Source organism: Pseudonocardia sp. EV170527-09, assembly GCF_008369905.1.
In the GTDB taxonomy this organism is placed as follows: domain Bacteria; phylum Actinomycetota; class Actinomycetes; order Mycobacteriales; family Pseudonocardiaceae; genus Pseudonocardia.
On the sequence record NZ_VRMC01000065.1, the window covers coordinates 14,548 to 33,320 of the forward strand.

Annotated in this window: 15 protein-coding genes, 1 tRNA gene and 1 pseudogene; 4 read left to right on the forward strand and 13 right to left on the reverse strand. The window is 73.7% G+C overall.

Features of this window, described 5'->3' with window-relative positions:
- Window positions 1-58 precede the first annotated feature (58 nt).
- From FVA95_RS19355 to argS, 10 genes are all read right to left on the reverse strand, one after another.
- Entirely contained in the window at window positions 59-721 is a 663-nt protein-coding gene (locus FVA95_RS19355; protein WP_193564384.1) for an L-threonylcarbamoyladenylate synthase, read from the reverse strand.
- Window positions 722-780: 59 nt separating this feature from the next.
- Window positions 781-1,680 carry a peptide chain release factor N(5)-glutamine methyltransferase gene (gene prmC, locus FVA95_RS19360; protein WP_240051604.1) on the reverse strand — a complete coding sequence of 300 codons (900 nt, stop codon included), beginning with the start codon at window positions 1,678-1,680 and terminating at the stop codon, window positions 781-783.
- A 71-nt stretch (window positions 1,681-1,751) separates the two neighbouring features.
- The gene (gene prfA / locus FVA95_RS19365) at window positions 1,752-2,828 is read right to left on the reverse strand and encodes a peptide chain release factor 1 (protein WP_149665449.1); all 1,077 of its coding nucleotides are present in this window, start codon (window positions 2,826-2,828) and stop codon (window positions 1,752-1,754) included.
- 88 nt (window positions 2,829-2,916) lie between these two features.
- Window positions 2,917-3,138, reverse strand: coding sequence for a 50S ribosomal protein L31 (gene rpmE, locus FVA95_RS19370; RefSeq protein WP_020623493.1), 222 nt, complete (start codon window positions 3,136-3,138; stop codon window positions 2,917-2,919).
- Window positions 3,139-3,270: 132 nt separating this feature from the next.
- Complete coding sequence (rho, locus tag FVA95_RS19375) at window positions 3,271-5,682, reverse strand: transcription termination factor Rho (RefSeq protein WP_370460875.1); 2,412 nt, start codon at window positions 5,680-5,682, stop codon at window positions 3,271-3,273.
- Window positions 5,683-6,007: 325 nt separating this feature from the next.
- A complete protein-coding gene (gene thrB, locus FVA95_RS19380; protein ID WP_149665450.1) occupies window positions 6,008-6,910 on the reverse strand; it encodes a homoserine kinase in 903 nt (300 codons plus the stop codon).
- Window positions 6,910-7,926, reverse strand: a complete 1,017-nt coding sequence (thrC, locus tag FVA95_RS19385; RefSeq protein WP_240051605.1) for a threonine synthase — start codon at window positions 7,924-7,926, stop codon at window positions 6,910-6,912. The genes thrB and thrC overlap by 1 nt, the downstream gene beginning before the upstream one ends.
- Before the next feature lie 164 nt (window positions 7,927-8,090).
- Window positions 8,091-9,470, reverse strand: coding sequence for a homoserine dehydrogenase (locus FVA95_RS19390; RefSeq protein ID WP_020626020.1), 1,380 nt, complete (start codon window positions 9,468-9,470; stop codon window positions 8,091-8,093).
- A gap of 99 nt (window positions 9,471-9,569) precedes the next feature.
- A complete protein-coding gene (gene lysA, locus FVA95_RS19395) occupies window positions 9,570-11,018 on the reverse strand; it encodes a diaminopimelate decarboxylase (RefSeq protein ID WP_149665451.1) in 1,449 nt (482 codons plus the stop codon).
- A 1-nt stretch (window position 11,019) separates the two neighbouring features.
- Window positions 11,020-12,669, reverse strand: coding sequence for an arginine--tRNA ligase (gene argS / locus FVA95_RS19400; RefSeq protein ID WP_075310493.1), 1,650 nt, complete (start codon window positions 12,667-12,669; stop codon window positions 11,020-11,022).
- 74 nt (window positions 12,670-12,743) lie between these two features.
- On the opposite strand from argS, the gene FVA95_RS19405 reads away from it, so the two are divergent.
- From FVA95_RS19405 to FVA95_RS19420, 4 genes are all read left to right on the forward strand, one after another.
- Window positions 12,744-14,846 (forward strand): hypothetical protein, encoded by a 2,103-nt coding sequence (locus FVA95_RS19405; RefSeq protein ID WP_149665452.1) that lies wholly within the window; start codon window positions 12,744-12,746, stop codon window positions 14,844-14,846.
- A gap of 55 nt (window positions 14,847-14,901) precedes the next feature.
- On the forward strand, window positions 14,902-15,717 hold the full coding sequence (locus FVA95_RS19410) for a DUF3105 domain-containing protein (RefSeq protein ID WP_149665453.1): 816 nt from the start codon (window positions 14,902-14,904) through the stop codon (window positions 15,715-15,717).
- Window positions 15,714-16,388 carry a DUF305 domain-containing protein gene (locus FVA95_RS19415; protein ID WP_149665454.1) on the forward strand — a complete coding sequence of 225 codons (675 nt, stop codon included), beginning with the start codon at window positions 15,714-15,716 and terminating at the stop codon, window positions 16,386-16,388. The genes FVA95_RS19410 and FVA95_RS19415 overlap by 4 nt, the downstream gene beginning before the upstream one ends.
- Before the next feature lie 62 nt (window positions 16,389-16,450).
- Window positions 16,451-16,525, forward strand: a tRNA-Arg gene (locus FVA95_RS19420).
- Between the two features lie 152 nt (window positions 16,526-16,677).
- Here the strand turns inward: FVA95_RS19420 and FVA95_RS19425 are convergent.
- From FVA95_RS19425 to FVA95_RS19435, 3 genes and pseudogenes are all read right to left on the reverse strand, one after another.
- On the reverse strand, window positions 16,678-18,039 hold the full coding sequence (locus tag FVA95_RS19425; RefSeq protein WP_149665455.1) for a tyrosine-type recombinase/integrase: 1,362 nt from the start codon (window positions 18,037-18,039) through the stop codon (window positions 16,678-16,680).
- Window positions 18,039-18,230 carry an AlpA family transcriptional regulator gene (locus FVA95_RS19430; RefSeq protein WP_149665456.1) on the reverse strand — a complete coding sequence of 64 codons (192 nt, stop codon included), beginning with the start codon at window positions 18,228-18,230 and terminating at the stop codon, window positions 18,039-18,041. Before FVA95_RS19430 ends, FVA95_RS19425 begins: the two co-directional genes overlap by 1 nt.
- A 310-nt stretch (window positions 18,231-18,540) precedes the next feature.
- A pseudogene (locus FVA95_RS19435) lies at window positions 18,541-18,773 on the reverse strand (hypothetical protein); the annotation flags it as partial.

Sequence of the window (18,773 nt, forward strand, 5' to 3'; positions counted from 1 at the left end):
CTGCCATCCCCGCAGGCCGCGGCCGTGCAGGCGTGATCACACCCGCGTGCGACCCGGATCAGACCCGGTCGATCTCCTGGCCGACGACCTCCTCGACCTGCTCGGCGGTCACCCCGCCCTCCCGCAGCAGGCGCGGGCGGGCTCCGGTGAGGTCGACGATGGTCGAGGCGACCGGGTCGCCGGACGGGCCGCCGTCGAGGTAGACCTGCACGGTCGAGGCCAGCTGGGTGATCGCCTCGGTCACGGTGGACGCCGGCGGGTTGCCCGAGGTGTTCGCGCTCGACACCGCCATCGGCCCGACCTCGCGCAGCAGCTCCAGCGCGACCGGGTGCAGCGGCATGCGCAGCATCACCGTGCCGCGGGTGCTGCCCAGGTCCCAGGCCAGCGACGGCGCGTGCTCCAGGACGAGCGACACCTCGCCCGGCCAGAACGCCTCGATCAGGGCCCGCGCGGACTGCGGGACCGTCGACACCAGACCGTCGATGGTGGTCCAGGAGCCGACCAGCACACCGACCGGCATGTCCGGGCCGCGCCGCTTGGCGGCGAGCAGCGCACGCACGGCGGTGCCGTTGAACGCGTCGCAGCCGATGCCGTAGACGGTGTCGGTGGGCAGGACGACCAGCTCACCCGCCCGGACGGCGCGCGCGGCGGCGGTCAGACCACGCGTGCGCTCGGCGGGGACGCTGCAGTCGAACAGCGGCTGGGTCTGCGGTGCACTCACGGTTCGCGAGGATACGACCGCGCCGCGGGCAGGTGCGGGGCGGCTCGCATCCGCGCGGGTCAGGGGCAGGGGACGCGGCGGGCGGTGACGAAGCGCGGGCGACCGGTGAGGTCGTCGTGCTCGGTGACCTCCCCCAGCGTGCGACGGCGGCGCAGCAGCGCCGGGACCGTCTCGCCGTGGGTGTCGTCGTGCTCGATCGCGAGGTGTCCGCCGTGCCGCAGCCATCCGCTGGCGCCGCGGACGACGGCCTGGATGATCTCGGTGCCGTCGGGACCGCCGAACACCGCGCCGGGCGGGTCCCAGCGCTCCACCTCGGGCGGCACCGGCGTCCCGTCCGGGACGTAGGGCGGGTTGCAGACGACCAGGTCGACCGCACCCTCCAGCTCGATGAGCAGGTCGGTCCACCGGACGTCGGCGACGTGCAGGGTCACCGGGCGCCCGCCCGCGGCGACGTGCGCGTCGAGGTTGCGCCGAGTCCACGACAGCGCCGACGGGTCGGCCTCGAGTGCGTGCACCTCGGCGTCGGGCCGCGACACCGCGAAGGCCAGCGCGAGTGCGCCGGACCCGGTGCACAGGTCGAGCACCCGGGGGCTGCGCACGTCGCGGATCGCGGCGAGGCCCCACTCCAGCAGCAGCTCGGTCTCCGGGCGCGGGGTGAACACCCCCGGTCCGACGGCGACCTCGACCGGGCCGAGCACGGCGGTGCCGAAGATGTGCTGCAACGGTTCGCGGGTGGCGCGGCGGGCGACGAGGGCCTGCAGCCGTTCGACGACCGGCGGGTCCACCAGCGGGGTCATCAGCAGCGTGGACCGTGACGAGCCGAGCACGTGCGCGGCGAGCAGCTCCGCGTCGACGCGCGGGGACGCGACTCCGGCGGCCGCCAGGGTGCGCTCGGCCTCCGCGATCGCCACCCGGAGCGGCAGCCGGCTGCCGGCCGCCGGGGTCGTCGTCTCGGTCACGCGTCCAGTGTCGCGGCTGCGGGGCGCGGGGACACCGCAGGTGACCGGTGCATCACCTGAGCGGGGGATCATCACTCGTGCTCCTGCTCCCCCGCCATGGCCTCGGCACGCTCGGCCGCGGTCAGTGCGGCGAGGACGTCGGCCAGGTGGCCGTCGAGGACCGCGGACAGGTTGTAGGCCTTGAACCCGACCCGGTGGTCGGAGATCCGGTTCTCCGGGTAGTTGTAGGTGCGGATCCGCTCGGAGCGGTCCACCGTGCGGACCTGCGAACGGCGCTGCTCCGAGGCCGCCTCGGCCGCCTCGGCCTCGGCCTTCGCCTGCAGCCGGACCCGCAGCACGTCCATCGCACGGGCCTTGTTCTGCAGCTGGGAGCGCTCGTTCTGGCAGGTCACGACGATGCCGGTCGGCAGGTGCGTGATCCGCACCGCGGAGTCGGTGGTGTTGACGCTCTGCCCGCCGTGGCCCGACGCCCGGTAGACGTCGACCCGGATGTCCGCGTCGTTGATCTCGACGTCGGGGGTGTCGTCGGCGTCGGGGAAGACCAGGACGCCCGCCGCGGAGGTGTGGATGCGGCCCTGCGACTCGGTCACCGGGACACGCTGCACGCGGTGCACGCCGCCTTCGAACTTCAGCGCGGCCCACACCCCGTCGACCGGGTCCTTGCTGCGCAGCGACAGCGTGATGTCCTTGTACCCGCCCAGGTCGGACGGGGTGGCACCGAGCACCTCGACCTTCCAGCCGCGGCTCTCGGCGTAGCGGGTGTACATCCGCACGAGGTCCCCGGCGAACAACGCGGACTCCTCGCCGCCCTCACCGGACTTGACCTCCATCAGGACGTCGTCGCCGTCGTGCGGGTCGCGCGGGCGCAGCAGCTCGGTCAGCTCGGTCTCGAGCTCGACGATGCGGGTGTCCAGCGCGTCGGCCTCGGCGGCGAAGGTGCGGTCCTCGGCGGCCAGCTCGCGGGCGGCGTCGCGGTCCTCACGGACCTGGGCGAGCTCGCGGGCGCAGCGCACGACCGGCCCGAGCTCGGCGTAGCGGCGGCCCAGCTTGCGGGCCTGCGCCTGGTCGGAGAGGACGCTCGCGTCGGCGAGGCGCTGCTCCAGCTCGGCGTGCTCGTCGAGCAGGGCGTCGACCGACTGCGTGCTCATCGGTGGCTCCTTCGAGGCGCTGGGGCGGGAACGCGACACGGCGCCCGCCTCCTCGCACGCGGCGAGGCGACGGGCGCCGTGTCGGGAACTACTTGGCGGCGCGCTCGCGCTTCCCGTAGCGGGCCTCGAAGCGGGCCACGCGGCCACCGGAGTCCAGGATCTTCTGCTTGCCGGTGTAGAACGGGTGGCAGGCGGAGCAGACCTCGACGCTGATGGCGCCGTTGTTCTTGGTGCTGCGGGTGGTGAACTGGTTGCCGCAACCGCAGGTGACCTGGGTGTCGACGTACTGAGGGTGGATTCCCTCGCGCATGGCTCTCTCCTCATCGTTGGCCGCCGGGTCCCTGGTAGGACCAGGGTGAACCGGTGCCGGGAAGCTGACGGTCCATTCAACCATCCGGGCCCCGGCGGAATTCCCACCGGGGCCCGGACGGCGCGGCTCGGACTAGTCCTCGTCCTTGCCGGGGGTGTTCTTGGCGACCTGCATCAGGAACTCGATGTTGGTCTTGGTCTTCTTGAGCCGGCTGAGCACCAGGTCGAGCGCCTGCTGGTCGTCGAGCGCGGCGAGGACGCGGCGGAGCTTCACCATCACCGCGTGCTCGTCGGGCGACATCAGGAGCTCCTCCTTGCGGGTGCTCGAGTCGCCGACGTCGATGGCCGGGAAGATCCGCTTGTCGGCGATCTTCCGGTCCAGCTTGAGCTCGGCGTTGCCGGTGCCCTTGAACTCCTCGAAGATCACCGTGTCCATCGTGGACCCGGTCTCGACCAGCGCGGTCGCGAAGATGGTGAGCGAGCCACCGTCCTCGATGTTGCGCGCGGCGCCGAGGAAGCGCTTCGGCGGGTAGAGCGCCGTGGAGTCGACACCGCCGGACAGGATCCGGCCCGAGGCGGGCGCGGCCAGGTTGTAGGCGCGGCCGAGCCGGGTGATGTTGTCCAGCAGGACGACGACGTCGTGCCCCATCTCGACCAGGCGCTTGGCCCGCTCGATGGACAGCTCGGCGACGGCGGTGTGGTCCGCCGGCGGGCGGTCGAAGGTCGAGGCGATGACCTCGCCCTTCACCGACCGCTGCATGTCGGTGACCTCCTCGGGCCGCTCGTCGACGAGGACGACCATGAGGTGGCACTCGGGGTTGTTCGTGGTGATCGCGTTCGCGATGTTCTGCATGATCGTCGTCTTGCCCGCCTTGGGCGGGGAGACGATCAGCGCACGCTGCCCCTTGCCGACCGGCATGATCAGGTCGATCACGCGGGTGGTCAGCTGCGACGGGTCGGTCTCCAGGCGGAGTCGCTCGTTGGGGTAGAGCGGGGTCAGCTTGGTGAACTCGGGCCGGTTGCGCGCGGCCTCCGGGTCCCGCCCGTTGATCGAGTCGACGCGCACCAGCGGGTTGAACTTCTGCCGCTGCTGCTCGCCCTCGCGGGGCTGGCGGACGGCGCCGGTGATGGCGTCGCCACGCCGCAGGCCGTTCTTGCGGACCATCGACATCGACACGTAGACGTCGGTCGGGCCGGAGAGGTAACCGGTGGTCCGGACGAACGCGTAGTTGTCGAGGATGTCCACGATGCCGGCGACCGGCAGCAGGACGTCGTCGTCGCGGATCTCGGTGTCCACGCCGCCGCCGGCGCCACCACCGGTGCGCTCGCGGTCCCGGCCGCGACGGCGGTCGCGGAACCGGCGACCGCGGCGGCCGCGGCCGTCACCGTCGTCGCCGTCGTCGTCACGGAAGTCGTTCCGGTCGGCACCCCGGTCGTTGTTCCGGTCGTTGACGCGGTCGCCGTTGCGGTCGTTGTTCCGCTCACCGTTCCGCTCGCCACGGTTGTCGCCGCGGTCGCCGGTCCGGTCGTTGTTGCGGTTCCCGCGGTTGCCGCGGCCGGAGTCGTCGCCGTCGCGGTTGCGTCCGCCACGGCCGTTGTCGCCGTTCGCAGCGTTGCCGCGGCCGTTGTCGTCGCGGCCGTCGCCGTTGCGGTCGCCACCGCGCTCGACGTTGCGGTCGCCACCGCGCTCGACGTTGCGGTCGGTGTTGCGGTCGGCTCCGCGGCCGCGACGGCGGTCGCCGTCGGTGCCGGTGTCGTCGCCGTCGGCGTCGCGACGGGCGTCGCGCTGGCCGGCGTCCCGCTGACCCGCGTCGGACACGGTGTCCTTCGGGGTGTCCTTCGGCGCGTCCTTCGGGCCGGCGTCCTTCTGACCGTTGTCGTCGCCCTGGCCGCGGCGGCGGGTCCGGCCACGACGGCCGGCGCCGTCGGCGTCCTCGCGACGCTCCTCGGCCGGGGCCGGGGTGCTCTCGGCCTGCGCCGGCGCACTCGCGGCCGGAGCGGCCTGCTCGGGTGCGGCGGCCGGGGCGCTCTCGGCGACGGCCGGGGCCGCCCCGTTACCGGACGACGTGCCGGAGGCGGCGTCGGTCGCGGTGGCGTCCGGGGCGCCGGCCGGCCGTGTCGCAGCACGGCGACGACGGGTGCGCGGCGCGGAGGCCTCGGCCTTCTCCGCAGACTGTCCGCCCTGGTCACCGGCCTGCTCGGCGGGTGCCGAGGGGGCGGCCGGCGCAGCGGCGCCGTTGCCGGCGGGGGCCGCGGCGGTGTCGCCGAGGGCGAGCTGCGACGCGTCCGCGCCGTCGGAGCCGGTGGCGGCAGCGGGATCCGCCTTCGCCTTCGGCTTCTTCGCGGGGGCCGCCGCCGCTCCGCCCTGACGCTCCTTGATGGCCGCGATCAGGTCGCCCTTGCGCATGCCGGAGATGTCGGGGACGTTCAGCTCGGTGGCCAGCTGGCGCAGCTCGGCCAGCACCATGCCGGACAGGCCGCCGCGTCGGCGGGGCGCCGCCTCGGCAGACGCGGTCCCGGTACCGGCGAGATCGGTCTCGCTCACAGAGTTCCTTCCTGACCGACCCGGTTACCTGTCCAGGTCAGGGGATGTCACACGCTCGGCCGATACGGAGACCCCGTATCGGCAGCATTCACAGATGGAGTCCCACGACGACGTCGCGGGAGTCAGGCCGCCCGTTCGGGATTCCGAGTCCAATTCAGAAAGGAGATCGGGCGAGCGGGCCCGGCCGCAAGACTACGCCGATGTCGCGTGGATCGCCATGCGCGGTCGAGACTAGTCCGTACACCCCGGGGCGGCAACAACCCCCCTCGGACGACGCGCCGACCCACGGGGTCGCGTACCTCACGTTCCCGGCACGGAACCGCGATCAGCGGACCTCGACGTGCACACCGGTGGTGTCGACCGGCAGCCGCTGCACCGCGAAACCGTCGGTGTCGACGCCGTCGGGCAGCGCGCCGTCACCGGTCAGGGCCAGCACCGTCGGCCCGGCGCCGGAGATCGCCGCCGGCACGCCGTGCTTGCGCAGCGCCTCGACCAGCCGCAGCGACGACGGGTACGCCGGGCGCCGGTAGGGCTGGTGCAGCCGGTCCTCGGTGGCCGCCATGAGCAGGTCGGGCCGTCGGGTCATCGCCAGCACCGCCAGCGCGCAGCGGCTACCGGTGAACGCGGCGTCGGCCAGCGGGACCTGCTCGGGCAGCAGCCCGCGGGTGGTCTTGGTCGAGGACTCGACGTCGGGCACGCAGGCGACCGGGTGCACGTCGGGGTGCACCTCCAGCTTCTCGGCGTGGAAGCGCCGGGCCGACCCCGCTGCCTCCCAGGCCACCACGAACCCGCCGAGCAAGCTGGCCGCGGCGTTGTCGGCGTGGCCCTCCATCCCGGCCGAGAGCTGCAGCAGCGCGTCGCGCTCCAGCTCCGGGTCCCGCCCGGCCAGGACGGCCGCGGCCGTCACCCCGGCGACGGCGGCCGCCGCGGAGCTGCCGAGCCCGCGCGAGTGCGGCACCGCGTTGAGGCAGCGCAGCCGCAGCCCCGCGGGCGCCCCGCCGAAGGTCTCGAAGGCCAGGCGCATCGCCCGCAGGACCAGGTGGCGCTCGTCACGAGGGACGTGCCGGCAGCCCTGCCCCGCGACGTCGACGAACAGTCCCGGTGTCTCGAAGGTCTCGACCTCGATCTCGTCGTACAGCGCCAGGGCCATGCCGAGGGAGTCGAAGCCGGGGCCCAGGTTGGCCGTCGACCCCGGCACCCGCACCAGTACCCGCGTCGGGCGGCCCATCAGGCCAGCTCGAGCGCCGCCGCGACCGCGCCGGGGTCGATCGGCACGATCTCCGGGTCCGGCGCGGTGAGCAGAGCGGTGTCGGGGTCCTTGAGGCCGTGCCCGGTCACCGTGCACACCACCAGCGAGTCCGCGGGCAGGGTGCCGTTCTCCCGGCTCTGCAGCAGCCCGGCGACGCTGGAGGCCGACGCCGGCTCGACGAACACGCCCTCCTGCGCGGACAGCATCCGGTAGGCGGCAAGGATCTCGTCGTCGGTGACGGCGGCGAAGCGCCCGTTCGACTCGTCGCGGGCGGTGGTCGCGCCCTTCCACGAGGCGGGGGCCCCGATCCGGATCGCGGTAGCGATCGTCTCCGGGTCGCTCACCGGGGCGCCGTGCACCAGCGGTGCGGCACCGGCGGCCTGGAACCCGAACATCCGCGGCAGCGTGTCGACGATGCCGTCGGCGTGGTAGCCGCGGTAGCCGTGCCAGTAGGCGGTGATGTTGCCGGCGTTGCCGACCGGCAGGCAGTGCACGTCCGGTGCGCGGCCCAGCTGGTCGCAGATCTCGTAGGCGGCCGAGGCCTGCCCGGCGATCCGGGTCGGGTTCACCGAGTTGACCAGCGCGATCGCCGGATAGTCGGCGGTGGTCTTGCGGGCCAGCTCCAGGCAGTCGTCGAAGTTGCCGTCGATCTGCAGGATCCGGGCGCCGTGTGCGACGGCCTGGGCGAGCTTGCCCAGCGCGATCTTCCCGGTCGGCACGAGCACCGCGCAGGTCATCCCGGCACGGGTCGCGTAGGCGGCCGCCGACGCCGAGGTGTTGCCGGTGGAGGCGCACAGCACGCTGGACTTGCCGTCGGCGAGCGCGGCGGTGACCGCCATCGTCATGCCGCGGTCCTTGAACGAGCCGGTCGGGTTGGCGCCGTCGACCTTGAGGTAGACCTGGCAGCCGGTCCGCTCGGACAGCCGCGGGGCCGGGAGCAGCGGCGTGCCGCCCTCCCCCAGGGTCACCACGGTCCAGTCCGGCTGGACCGGCATCCGGTCGCGGTAGGCCTCGATGACACCCGGCCACTGGCCGGGTGGTGGCGGCGCGACCGCACCGGCCACCTGGGTCACCGGACCGAAGGGGCCGGAAGCGGGCCCCCGGACTCCTCGCACGCTGCCCGTCACGACCGGTCCACTCCCTGATCCCTCATCGGTGGTCATTCGCCCATACCCAGTGCGCTCACCGCGCGGCCCAGGCCCTCGACCCGCAGCACCCCGGCGACGCCGAGGACGTGGTCGAGGTCCAGCAGCGCCGACACCGTCGCCGACAGCGCGGCCTCCGGCGCCGAGTGCGTGACGACCGTCAGCCGGGCCTGGCTGCGGTCCGAGCCGTCGGCCCGGTCCACCGAGCCGTTCACGCCGCCGGTCTGACGCACCGCGGCGATCGACACGCCCTGCTGCGCGAACTCACCGGCGATCGCGGCGAGCACGCCCTCGCGGTCGGCCACCTCGAGGTCGACGTGGTAGCGCGTCGGCACCTCGCCGATCGGGCGCACCGGCAGGCTGGCGTAGGCCGACTCGCGCGGCCCGCGTCCGCCGCCGACCCGGTTGCGGGCCACCGCCACGAGGTCGCCGAGCACCGCGGAGGCGGTCGGCGCGCCGCCGGCGCCCTGGCCGTAGAACATCAGCTGGCCGGCGGCCTCGGCCTCGACGAACACCGCGTTGAAGGCGCCGTCGACGCCCGCCAGCGGGTGCGAGTCGGGGACCATCGCCGGGTAGACCCTCGCGGAGACCGACTCGGCCCCGTCGGCGGCGACGACGCGCTCGCAGATGGCGAGCAGCTTGATCGTGCAGCCGAGCCTGCGGGCGGCCGCGACGTCGGACGCGCTCACCTCACGCATGCCCTCGCGGTGCACGTCGGAGGCGGTGATGCGGGTGTGGAACGCCAGCGACGCCAGGATCGCGGCCTTCGAGGCGGCGTCGTAGCCGTCGACGTCGGCGCTGGGGTCGGCCTCGGCGTAGCCCAGCCGGGTCGCCTCCTCCAGCGCGTCGACGTACGAGGTGCCACCCGCGGACATCGCCGAGAGGATGAAGTTCGAGGTGCCGTTGACGATGCCGGCGACCCGGGTGATGCGGTCCCCGGCGAGGGACTCGCGCAGCGGGCGGAGCAGCGGGATCGCCCCGGCGACCGCGGCCTCGTAGTAGAGGTCGGCGCCGGAGGCGTCGGCGGCCTCGGCCAGCGTCGGGCCGTCCTCGGCGAGCAGCGCCTTGTTCGCCGTCACGACCGATCGGCCGGACTTGAGCGCCTCCAGCAGCCAGCCGCGGACCGGCTCGATCCCGCCGATGACCTCGACGACGACGTCGACGTCGTCGCGCGTCACGAGCTCGCCGGCGTCGGTGGTCACCAGGTCCGGGAAGTTCTCGGTCAGCCAGGGGTGCCGGTGGGGTCGCCGCACGGCGACCCCGGCCAGCTCGATGCGGGCCCCCACCCGCGCGGCCAGCTCGTCGGCCTGCTCGGTGATGAGCCGGACCACCTCGGTGCCGACGGTGCCGCAGCCCAGCAGTGCCACCCGGACGGCGCCGGTCTCGCTCGCCACGTGTCCTCCTCGCGTGCACGCACCCCTCGGGCGCGCGCCGATCATTCCTGGTCGGACGGGTGCAGACGGGTCCGGGTGGTGGTTCTCACCCGGCTGCGCTCACACCTCGAAACGGAACTGGTCCTCCAGTGTCTCGCGTCGCAACAGGGTCCGGTCGACCCCGTCACGCACCGCGACGACAGCGGGGCGCGGCAGCCGGTTGTACCCCGACGCCATCGCGTAGCAGTAGGCCCCCGTCGCGGCGACGGCCAGCAGGTCGCCCGGTGCGAGGTCGGCCGGCAGCCAGCAGTCGCGCACCACGATGTCACCCGACTCGCAGTGCTTGCCGACCACCCGGGACAGCACGGGGGTCTCCCCACCGGGCACCGAGTCGCGCCCGCTGGCGCAGGACACCAGCCGCACGTCGTACTCGGCGTCGTAGAGGGAGGTGCGGATGTTGTCGCTCATCCCGCCGTCGACGCTGACGTAGCGCCGCGAGTACCCGCCGAGCGGGACGTCCTTGACGGTGCCGACCTCGTAGACGGTGACGGTGCCCGGCCCGGCGATGGCCCGGCCCGGCTCGACCGCGATCGCCGGCACGTCCAGCCCGGAGGCGGCGCACTCGCGCTTGACGATCGCGCGCAGCTCCTCGGCCAGCGCCGGCATCGACAGCGGGGTGTCCCCCGGCCGGTAGGCGATGCCGATGCCGCCGCCCAGGTCCAGCGTCCGCAGCGCGGTCAGGTTCTCGCCGCCGTGCTCGGCGTGCAGGTCGGCGAGCACCTTCACCACGCGGCGGGCTGCCGCCTCGAAGCCCTCGGTCTCGAAGATCTGCGAGCCGATGTGGCTGTGCAGCCCGACCAGGCTCAGGTGGCTCGCGGCGAGGACGCGGCGGGCGGCCTCCAGCGCGGGCGAGTCCTTCTGGTCCTGGCTCGCGATCGAGAACCCGAACTTCTGGTCCTCGTGCGCGGTGGCGATGTACTCGTGGGTGTGTGCCTCGACGCCGACGGTGAGCCGGATCAGCACCGGCGCGACGGTGTCCCGCGCGGCGGCGACGTCGGCGAGCCGGGCGATCTCGTCGAAGGAGTCGACGACGATCCCGCCGACCCCCGCCTCGACCGCGGCGTCGAGCTCGGCGAGGGACTTGTTGTTGCCGTGCAGCGCGATCCGCTCGGGCGGGAACTCCGCGCGCAGCGCGACGGCCAGCTCGCCGCCGGAGCACACGTCCAGCGACAGGCCCTCCTGCGCGACCCAGCGGGCGATCTCGGTGCACAGGAACGCCTTCGCCGCGTAGTGCACGGCCTGCGCCCCGAACGCGGCGGCGAACTCGGCGCAGCGGCCGCGGAAGTCGTCCTCGTCGAGCACGAACAGCGGGGTGCCGTGGGTCGCGGCGAGGTCCCGGACGTCGACCCCGGCCAGGCGCAGTGCGCCGTCCTCGCCGCGGGCGGCGTGCCGCGGCCAGACCGCCGGGGCCAGCTCGTCGAGCGCCGCGGCGCTCTCCGGGCGGGGACCGGCCGACTCGGGCGCGGGGGTGAGGCCCGCGTGCATCGGGCCTGCGGAGTGTGCCCTCATGTCACATCCGTTCCGGGGCGTCGACACCGAGCAGCGCGAGGCCGTTGGCGAGCACCGTGCGGGCCGCGACGCAGAGCGCGAGCCGGGCCCGGTGCAGGTCGGAGACCTCCTCGTCGCCCTGGGGCAGGACGCGGCAGGAGTCGTAGAACTTGTGGTAGGCGCCGGCGAGCGACTCCAGGTAGCGGGCGACCCGGTGCGGCTCGCGCAGCTCGGCGGCGGTCCGCACGACGTCACCGAACTCGCCGAGGGTGCGGATCAGGTCGCCCTCGCGGGCGTGGGACAGCAGGCCGTAGTCCTCGCCGGGGGTGATCCCGAGGTCGGCGGCGTTGCGGGCCAGCGACGACAGCCGGGCGTGCGCGTACTGGACGTAGAACACCGGGTTCTCGCTGGTCCGGCTGGCCAGCAGGTCCAGGTCGATGTCCAGGCCCGAGTCCACCGACGAGCGCACCAGCGAGTACCGCGCGGCGTCGACGCCGACGGCCTCCACCAGGTCGTCCATCGTCACGACGGTGCCGGCACGCTTGCTCATCCGGACCGGGACGCCGTCCTTGACCAGGTTGACCAGCTGTCCGATCAGGACCTCGACGACGGCCGGGTCGTCCCCGAACGCGGCCGCGGCGGCCTTGAGCCGGGCGACGTAGCCGTGGTGGTCCGCGCCGAGCATGTAGATGCACAGGTCGAACCCGCGGGCCCGCTTGTCGCGCAGGTAGGCGATGTCACCGGCGATGTAGGCGGGGCGGCCGTCGGACTTGATGACGACGCGGTCCTTGTCGTCGCCGTGGTCGGTCGAGCGCAGCCACCAGGCGCCGTCGGACTCGTAGAGCGAGCCCTTCTCCTTCAGCGCGGCGACGGCGGTCTCCACCGCGCCCGAGTCGTGCAGCGACTGCTCGTGGAACCACACGTCGAACTCGACGCGGAACTCCCCCAGCTTCTGCTTGATCTCGGTGAACATGAAGCCGACGCCGACCCGGCGGAACACCTCGTCCCGCTCGGTGTCGGGCAGCTCCAGCGCGCCGGGCTCGGCCGCGACGACCCGCTGGGCGATCTCGGCGATGTAGGCCCCGCCGTAGCCGTTCTCCGGGGCGGGCTCACCCTTCGCGGCCGCGACCAGGGAGGCGACGAACCGGTCGATCTGGGCGCCGGCGTCGTTGAAGTAGTACTCGCGGGTGACCTTCGCGCCGCGCGCGGTCAGGACCCGGCCCAGCGCGTCGCCGACCGCGGCCCACCGGGTCCCGCCCAGGTGCAGCGGTCCGGTCGGGTTGGCGGAGACGAACTCCAGGTTCACGTTGCGCCCGGCCAGCTCGTCGCCGGTGCCGTAGCCCGCGCCCGCGGCGAGGACCTCCCCGACGATCGCGCCCTGCGCGTCGGCGGCCAGGCGCAGGTTGATGAACCCGGGCCCGGCGATCTCGGCGCTGGCGACGCCGTCGCGGGTGGCCAGCTCCTCGGCCAGCCAGGTCGCGAGCTCGCGCGGGTTGACACCCGCCTTCTTGGCGGTGCGCAGCGCGATGTTGGTGGCGTAGTCGCCGTGGTCGGGGTTGCGGGGACGCTCGACACCGGCATCGGCCGGCAGCGCGGAGACGTCCAGGTCGCGTCGGAGCAGCACGTCCCGCGCGACGTCACGGACCAGGTCGGCGAGCACGTCGGGATTCACCAGCGGGATTCTACGGAGGGACCACCGACACCCTCATGCAGGTATCCGCACCTCGACCGGCGACGATGCGGGGCGTGACGTCCCCTTCCACCGACCGGAGTACCCGCGCCCCCGTCGTCTCCGGGGCGCTCGCCCTGCTGCTCGGGGCGGTCCTCGTCGCGGTGTCGGTCGGCTACAACCGGGGCAGCCTCGTGCCGCCGCTGGACGACGTCTACATCCACCTGCAGTACGCCCGGCAGTTCGGCGACGGCGAGCCGTTGCGCTTCCAGCCCGGCGCCGAGATCACGACGGGCGCGTCGAGCCTGCTCTGGATGGTGCTGCTCGGCGCCGCGCACGCGGTCGGGTTCGACGGCCGGTGGCTGCTCGCCGTCGCCGTGGTGGGCGGGGTCGTCGGGGTCGCCTGCGCGACGGGGTTCACCTCGGCCGCCGCGACCCGGCTCGGCGGGCGCGCCGCCGGGTGGTGGGCGGGGCTGCTCACCGCGCTGTGCGGGCCGCTGCTGTGGGGCGGGGCCAGCGGCATGGAGGTGGGGCTGCTCGCGGCGCTGACCACCGGGACGCTGCTGTCCTACCTGCGCGAACGTCCACGGTTCCGCGCGACACCGGTGGTCGCGGCGCTGCTGGCCCTGACCCGACCCGAGGGCTTCCTGCTCGCCGCCGCGTTCACCGCCGCGATGGCGTGGACGCTGCTGCGCCCGGCCCCGGGCCCGGCCGCGCGGGCGGGACGTCCGTGGGGCCGGCTCGCGCTCGTCGCCGTGCCGGTGGTGGTGTTCGCCGGGCAGCTGCTGCTGTACCGGGTGCTCACCAGGACGTCGCAGGCCAACGGCGTGCTCGCCAAGTCGTGGCTGCACACCGGGTTCCTGCGCCAGCCGCTGGAGATCGCCGACCACGTGCAGCGCAACCTCGCCGCGATCCTCGCGTCGCTGTCCGGGCTGTCCGGGCAGGACGTGCTGGCGCCGCTCGCGCTGGTGCTCGCCGTGCTCGGCGTCGCCGTGCTGGCCGCGCGCCGGGAGCGCGTCCTCGCGGTGGTGCTCGGCGGCGGCCTGGCGTCGGTGGTGCTCGCCGTCGCCACCCTGACCACGGCGATGTGGCAGGACCTGCGCTACCTGCAGCCGTTCCTGCCGTTGCTGCTCCTGCTCGTGGTGCTCGGTGCCGGGCTCGTCGGGAACCGGGCGGCGCGCACCGGGCTGCTCGCGGTGGTGCTGCTGTTCGCCCTCGCCGCGACGCCGGCCTGGGCGCTGCGGCTGGGCCAGCAGGCGTCGGCCATGCGGGAGGGCCCGGTGAGCGTCGCGCAGTGGATCGCCGGCAACGTGCCGCCGGGCGACGCCGTCGCCGTCAACGACGTCGGCGCCGCGGCCTGGTTCGGCGGGCACCGCACCGTCGACCTGGTCGGGCTCACCACGAACGGGATGGCCGCACCGTCGCTGAACGGGCCGGGGACGCTCTACGAGGCCCTACGGGCACTGCCCGGGCCCGAGCGGCCGCAGTGGTTCGCGGTGTTCGACCGGTGGGGCGGGGTCCCGGTCGCCGACCTCGGCCGCGCCGGGCTGCTCGGCGCCGAGCCGGTCATCACCTTCGGGCTCGCCGGGCCGGCCCGGCCGATCTCGGCGTCCGCGCCGCAGACCTGCCAGCTCGACCGCAGCTGCGACCGGGTGAGCATCTGGCGGGCGGACTGGTCCGCAGCGGACTCCGCGCAGGCACCGGACCTGCCGGTGCCCGGCCGGATCGTCGACCACCTGAACGTCGGGGACATGGCCGACGAGGCCGCGCACGGCTGGACGACCGACCCGCCGGTGCTCGGCGTGCAGCCGGACTCGGTGCTGGACCGCGCCGTCGTCGCACCCGGACGGCTCGTCGCCGACAGCGGCCGGCACGTCGTCGGCGGGGAGACCTTCACCCTCGGCGGGACCGTCCCCGGCCGGCCGGTCACCCTCACCGGACGGATCGGCGCCGGTCCCGCGCTGCCCGGCGAGCGGACCCGGGTGGTCGCCGTCGACGTGGACGGCCGCCCCGCCGGGGAGTGGACGCTGCCGGACGCGCAGCCGTGGGCGCAGGCGTCGTTCACGGTGCCCGGCGAGCTCGTGACCGGTGACCGCGTCACGGTGACCACCCGCCCGGTCGCCCCGCTGCTCGCGCCCTACCCCGACTACCGCTCCTACGGGTGGTGGGCGAGCCGGTGACGGCGCCTTCCTAGACTCGGGCGAAACCGCCCGCCGACCACGAACAGGACTCCCCATGGCCAGCGGCAAGTCCGGCAAGAAGCGACCGTCGATGCCCAGCGCAGTCGGCCAGCGCCAGTTCCCCTGGGGCATGGTCGCGGCGATCACCGTGCTGGTGCTGCTGGCGGGGGCGTTCATCGTCTACCCGCTGGTGCAGCGCAACCAGAACCGGGCCTGGGAGCCCTCGGAGGACAACCGGAACCCCGCGCTCGCGATCCCCGGCATCGTCAGCCAGGAGTACCCGGGCCTGCAGCACGTGCTCGGCTTCCAGCGGGTCGCCTACACCCACAGCCCGCCCTTCGGCGGCGCGCACGACGGGTTCTGGGCCGCCTGCAACGGCGTCGTCTACCCGAACCCGGTCCGCTCGGAGAACCTCGTGCACTCCCTCGAGCACGGCGCCGTGTGGGTCGCCTACAACCCCGACACCCTCGACGAGGCCGGGAAGGCCGCGCTCGCCCAGCGGGTCGAGGGCCAGCCGTACACGGTCATGTCGCCCTACCCCGGCCTGGACGCCCCGATCTCGCTGCAGTCCTGGGGCAACCAGCTGAAGGTCCAGAACGCCGACGACGAGCGCATCGACCAGTTCATCCGCGCGCTGCGGCTCAACCGGTTCACCCACCCCGAGGTCGGCGCCTCCTGCGACGCGCTCGGCGCGCAGGGCTTCGACCAGGACAACCCGCCGGCCTTCCAGCCGATCCCGCTGCAGTCCGCCGTCGACGGGCAGACGGTCCTGCCCGAGAACCAAGGCGCGACCCCGGGCGGTGCCCCCGCCCCCGACCCGACCGTCCCCGGAGCACCCGCACCCGCCCCCGCGCCGGCTCCCGGGCAGTGAGCGCCCCGCAGCAGGAGCGCTCCCCCTGGAACAACCCGCCGGCCATCGCGTTCGGCCTGGTCGCGCTCGTGGCCGTGCTCGTCGCGGGATTCGCGGTGCGGGGCGCGTTCGGCCCGTTCGTGCCCGAGCCGGGTTCGGTCGACGTCGGGTTCGCCCAGGACATGACCGTGCACCACCGCCAGGCCGTCGAGATGGCCTCCTGGGAGCGCGACCGCGCCACCGACCCGCGGGTGCGCCAGCTCGCGTTCGACATCGAGACCACCCAGAACCAGCAGGTCGGCCGGATGCAGGGCTGGCTCGGTCTGTGGGACGCGCCGAGCCTGCCCAGCGGCGGCCACATGGCCTGGATGGACTCCTCCGCGCACGCCGGGATGGCGGGCATGTCCGGCACGTCCGGCGGCACCGCGACGATGCCGGGCATGGCGAGCACCGCGGACCTCGCCCGGCTGCGGGCCACCCCGCCCGGCACCGCACTGGACGTCGAGTTCCTCCAGCTCATGCTCCGCCACCACCAGGGCGGGGTGTCGATGCTGGAGTACGCCCGCGACCACGCCGACACCGGCGAGGTCCGCAACCTCGCGGCCCAGATGCTCGCGTCGCAGAACTCCGAGGCCGAGCTGATGCGCGGGCTGCTCGCCGAACGGGGAGCAGCGCCGCTGCCGCTGGGCTGATCACGCCCGGGACCCCGTGACGGGGGCGCGGGCACCGTGCGCTACTGTTCTCCCATTGCACGGCCCCCGTAGCTCAGGGGATAGAGCACCGCCCTCCGGAGGCGGGAGCGCAGGTTCGAATCCTGCCGGGGGCACCACGAGTGCCAACAGCGAGAATCGGCCCCTCACCTGCTGAAACAGGGCGAAGGGCCGATCTCGTTGTGTCCGGGTGTCACCGGCCGTGGGTGACCGTCGGCGGCTAGTCGTTCCCAGGGCGTTCCCAGGCGCCGTTCCCAGGACGTTCCCACCGTCACCGGCCGCCGAGGGCGTCCTCCACCCGCCGCCTCGCGACGGCGTCCTGACCGTCGAGGCACTTCGCGTAGACCTTCAGCAGCACCTCCACGGAGTGCCCAGCCCACTCCGCGACCTGCGTCGCGGGGACCCCGCCGTTCAGCCACGTCGACACACACGCATGGCGGAGGGTGTAGGGCGTCGCACCGAGCGGACCGTCCACGACGTCCGGGGTGAACGCCCGTCGGCGCGCCGCCCGCCACGTCCGCATGTAGGTGAGCTTGGGCAGCTCCGGCACCCGCTCCCCCGGGAATAGCCGACCGTCCGGTCCGATCGGCCGGGACGCCAGGTGGTGGTTCAGGTACCCGGTCAGCTCCGGCGGCGTCGGTACGGTCCGCCCCTCGCCTCTCGCCCGGTTCTTGAGCTGCCGGACGTCGCGCTGTGCGCCGTCGTCCGTCCAGTCCGCCCCGGCGTACGGGGTCGCCTCGTCGATGTAGACCTCCCCCCACCCAGACGACGGCAACGACAGGTTGTGCTTGCGCACGTTCGCGGCCTCCTCCGGTCGCAGGGCGGCGAAGTACAGCAGCGCAAAGAACGCGACGAGCTGCGGCCCGCTCCGCTGCGCCTCCCCCACGGCGGCGAGCAGCGTGCGGGCCTGAACCGGGTTGACGACGGTCCGCCGATCGACGCCGGATGAGACCTTCGGCGCCGTCCACTTGAACGTCGGCAGGGGGTTCGTGGCCAACAGCTCCCGCTCAACGGCGTACTCCAGGACGTTGAACAGCACCCTCCGCCGCTTGCTCACGACGCTCGCTGCCGCGGGTCGGCCGTCGAGCCGCTGCGCCAGCGTGTCAAGGACTCCTCGGAGGACGGCCCGCTCGGCGAGCCGTCCGACCGGCATCGCGTGCTGTTTCAGCCACCGGAGGTCCGACCGGACCGCCGCCGGACTGGCGTCCCGCCGTGCTGTGTTGAAGGCCCACCGGTGCAGCGCCCGCCGCATCGCGACGCCGTCGGGAGCCCCCTCCTGTATCCCGTCGAGCATCGCAGGGGTGATCGCCGTCAGCGCCTCGGAGATGCTGCGCCGATAGGTCGCGGCAGCCCCCGGCCACTTCGTGTCCATGTAGTCGCAGGCGAAGTCGAGCCAGTTCACCACTTGTGCCGGGCGGGCCGCCGAGACCGGGAGCCCCGTCTCGGTGTCGAACGCCTCGCCTCGGCGGGAGGCGCTGATCAGGTCGGCACGGTAGCTGTCGGCTAGCGCGCTGGTCCGGAACCGCTTCTTCCACCGCTTGGCCCCGACTCTCCACATCACGGTGTAGGCGGTGGTGGTCTTGCCCTTGTAGACGTCGATCTTCCAGATCCGTACGTCGTAGGTGGTGGGCATCAGGCGGCCACCTCTTCCAGGCTGTCGAGCCAGTTCTCGAAGTCGGTGCGGCGGATGCGGATTTCCCCGTTGGGGAGCTTGATGCAGCGGGGTGCGCGTCCTTTGGCGCGCCAGTCGTAGAACGTGGAGCGGGAGATGCCGAGCTCGGTGCAGAGGTCGGTGACGGTGAGGCGGGCGGCGGGGCGGCTCATGGGGTTCCTCCGGGCGGGAGTGACAGCGCGGCGTGGGTGTCACTCGGGTTGTCACAGCGGTTTTCGCAGGTCAGAGTGAGTGGAGTGACACAGTGACAGCGGAGGGCCTGCACTGGTGGGGCCCGGATGGCACCGCGGTCCGCCGCGGCGGCCCCGGCCCGGCGGCCGAGTGACAGGGTGACAGCGCTTCCGGGCCTGTCACTCCCTCTGTCACTCCTGTTTCTGCAGGTCAGGACGGGTGCAGCGACAGAGTGACAGCAGTAGGGCCCGGTCACCGTCACGCGGCTGTCACTGGCGCCGTGCGGGCGAGTCACTGGCGTTTTTCCTGGTCAGGGGTGGTGGAGTGACGAAGTGACAGCAGTGACAGCGGCTCCCGGGCGCGGTTGTCACCGCTGTCACCGCTGTCACCGGCGGCTGAGTGGCCGGTCGGCGAGTAGGCGCCCCCGGGGGCTGCTCGGAGCTGGTCGTCGGCCTGCATGCGTCGGCAGGTCTGGCGCACGGTCCCGGCGTCGAGGTTGAGCGCGTCGGCGATCTCCTTGGGCT

What these genes read in the sequence shown, in the direction of transcription:
- prfA (WP_149665449.1), bottom strand. Translation starts at nt 2,828, where the DNA reads ATGAGCACGCAGTCGGTCGACGCCCTGCTCGACGAGCACGCCGAGCTG.
- rpmE (WP_020623493.1), bottom strand. Translation starts at nt 3,138, where the DNA reads ATGCGCGAGGGAATCCACCCTCAGTACGTCGACACCCAGGTCACCTGC.
- thrB (WP_149665450.1), bottom strand. Translation starts at nt 6,910, where the DNA reads ATGGGCCGCCCGACGCGGGTACTGGTGCGGGTGCCGGGGTCGACGGCC.
- thrC (WP_240051605.1), bottom strand. Translation starts at nt 7,926, where the DNA reads ATGCCGGTCCAGCCGGACTGGACCGTGGTGACCCTGGGGGAGGGCGGC.
- lysA (WP_149665451.1), bottom strand. Translation starts at nt 11,018, where the DNA reads ATGAGGGCACACTCCGCAGGCCCGATGCACGCGGGCCTCACCCCCGCG.
- FVA95_RS19410 (WP_149665453.1), top strand. Translation starts at nt 14,902, where the DNA reads ATGGCCAGCGGCAAGTCCGGCAAGAAGCGACCGTCGATGCCCAGCGCA.
- FVA95_RS19425 (WP_149665455.1), bottom strand. Translation starts at nt 18,039, where the DNA reads ATGCCCACCACCTACGACGTACGGATCTGGAAGATCGACGTCTACAAG.
- FVA95_RS19430 (WP_149665456.1), bottom strand. Translation starts at nt 18,230, where the DNA reads ATGAGCCGCCCCGCCGCCCGCCTCACCGTCACCGACCTCTGCACCGAG.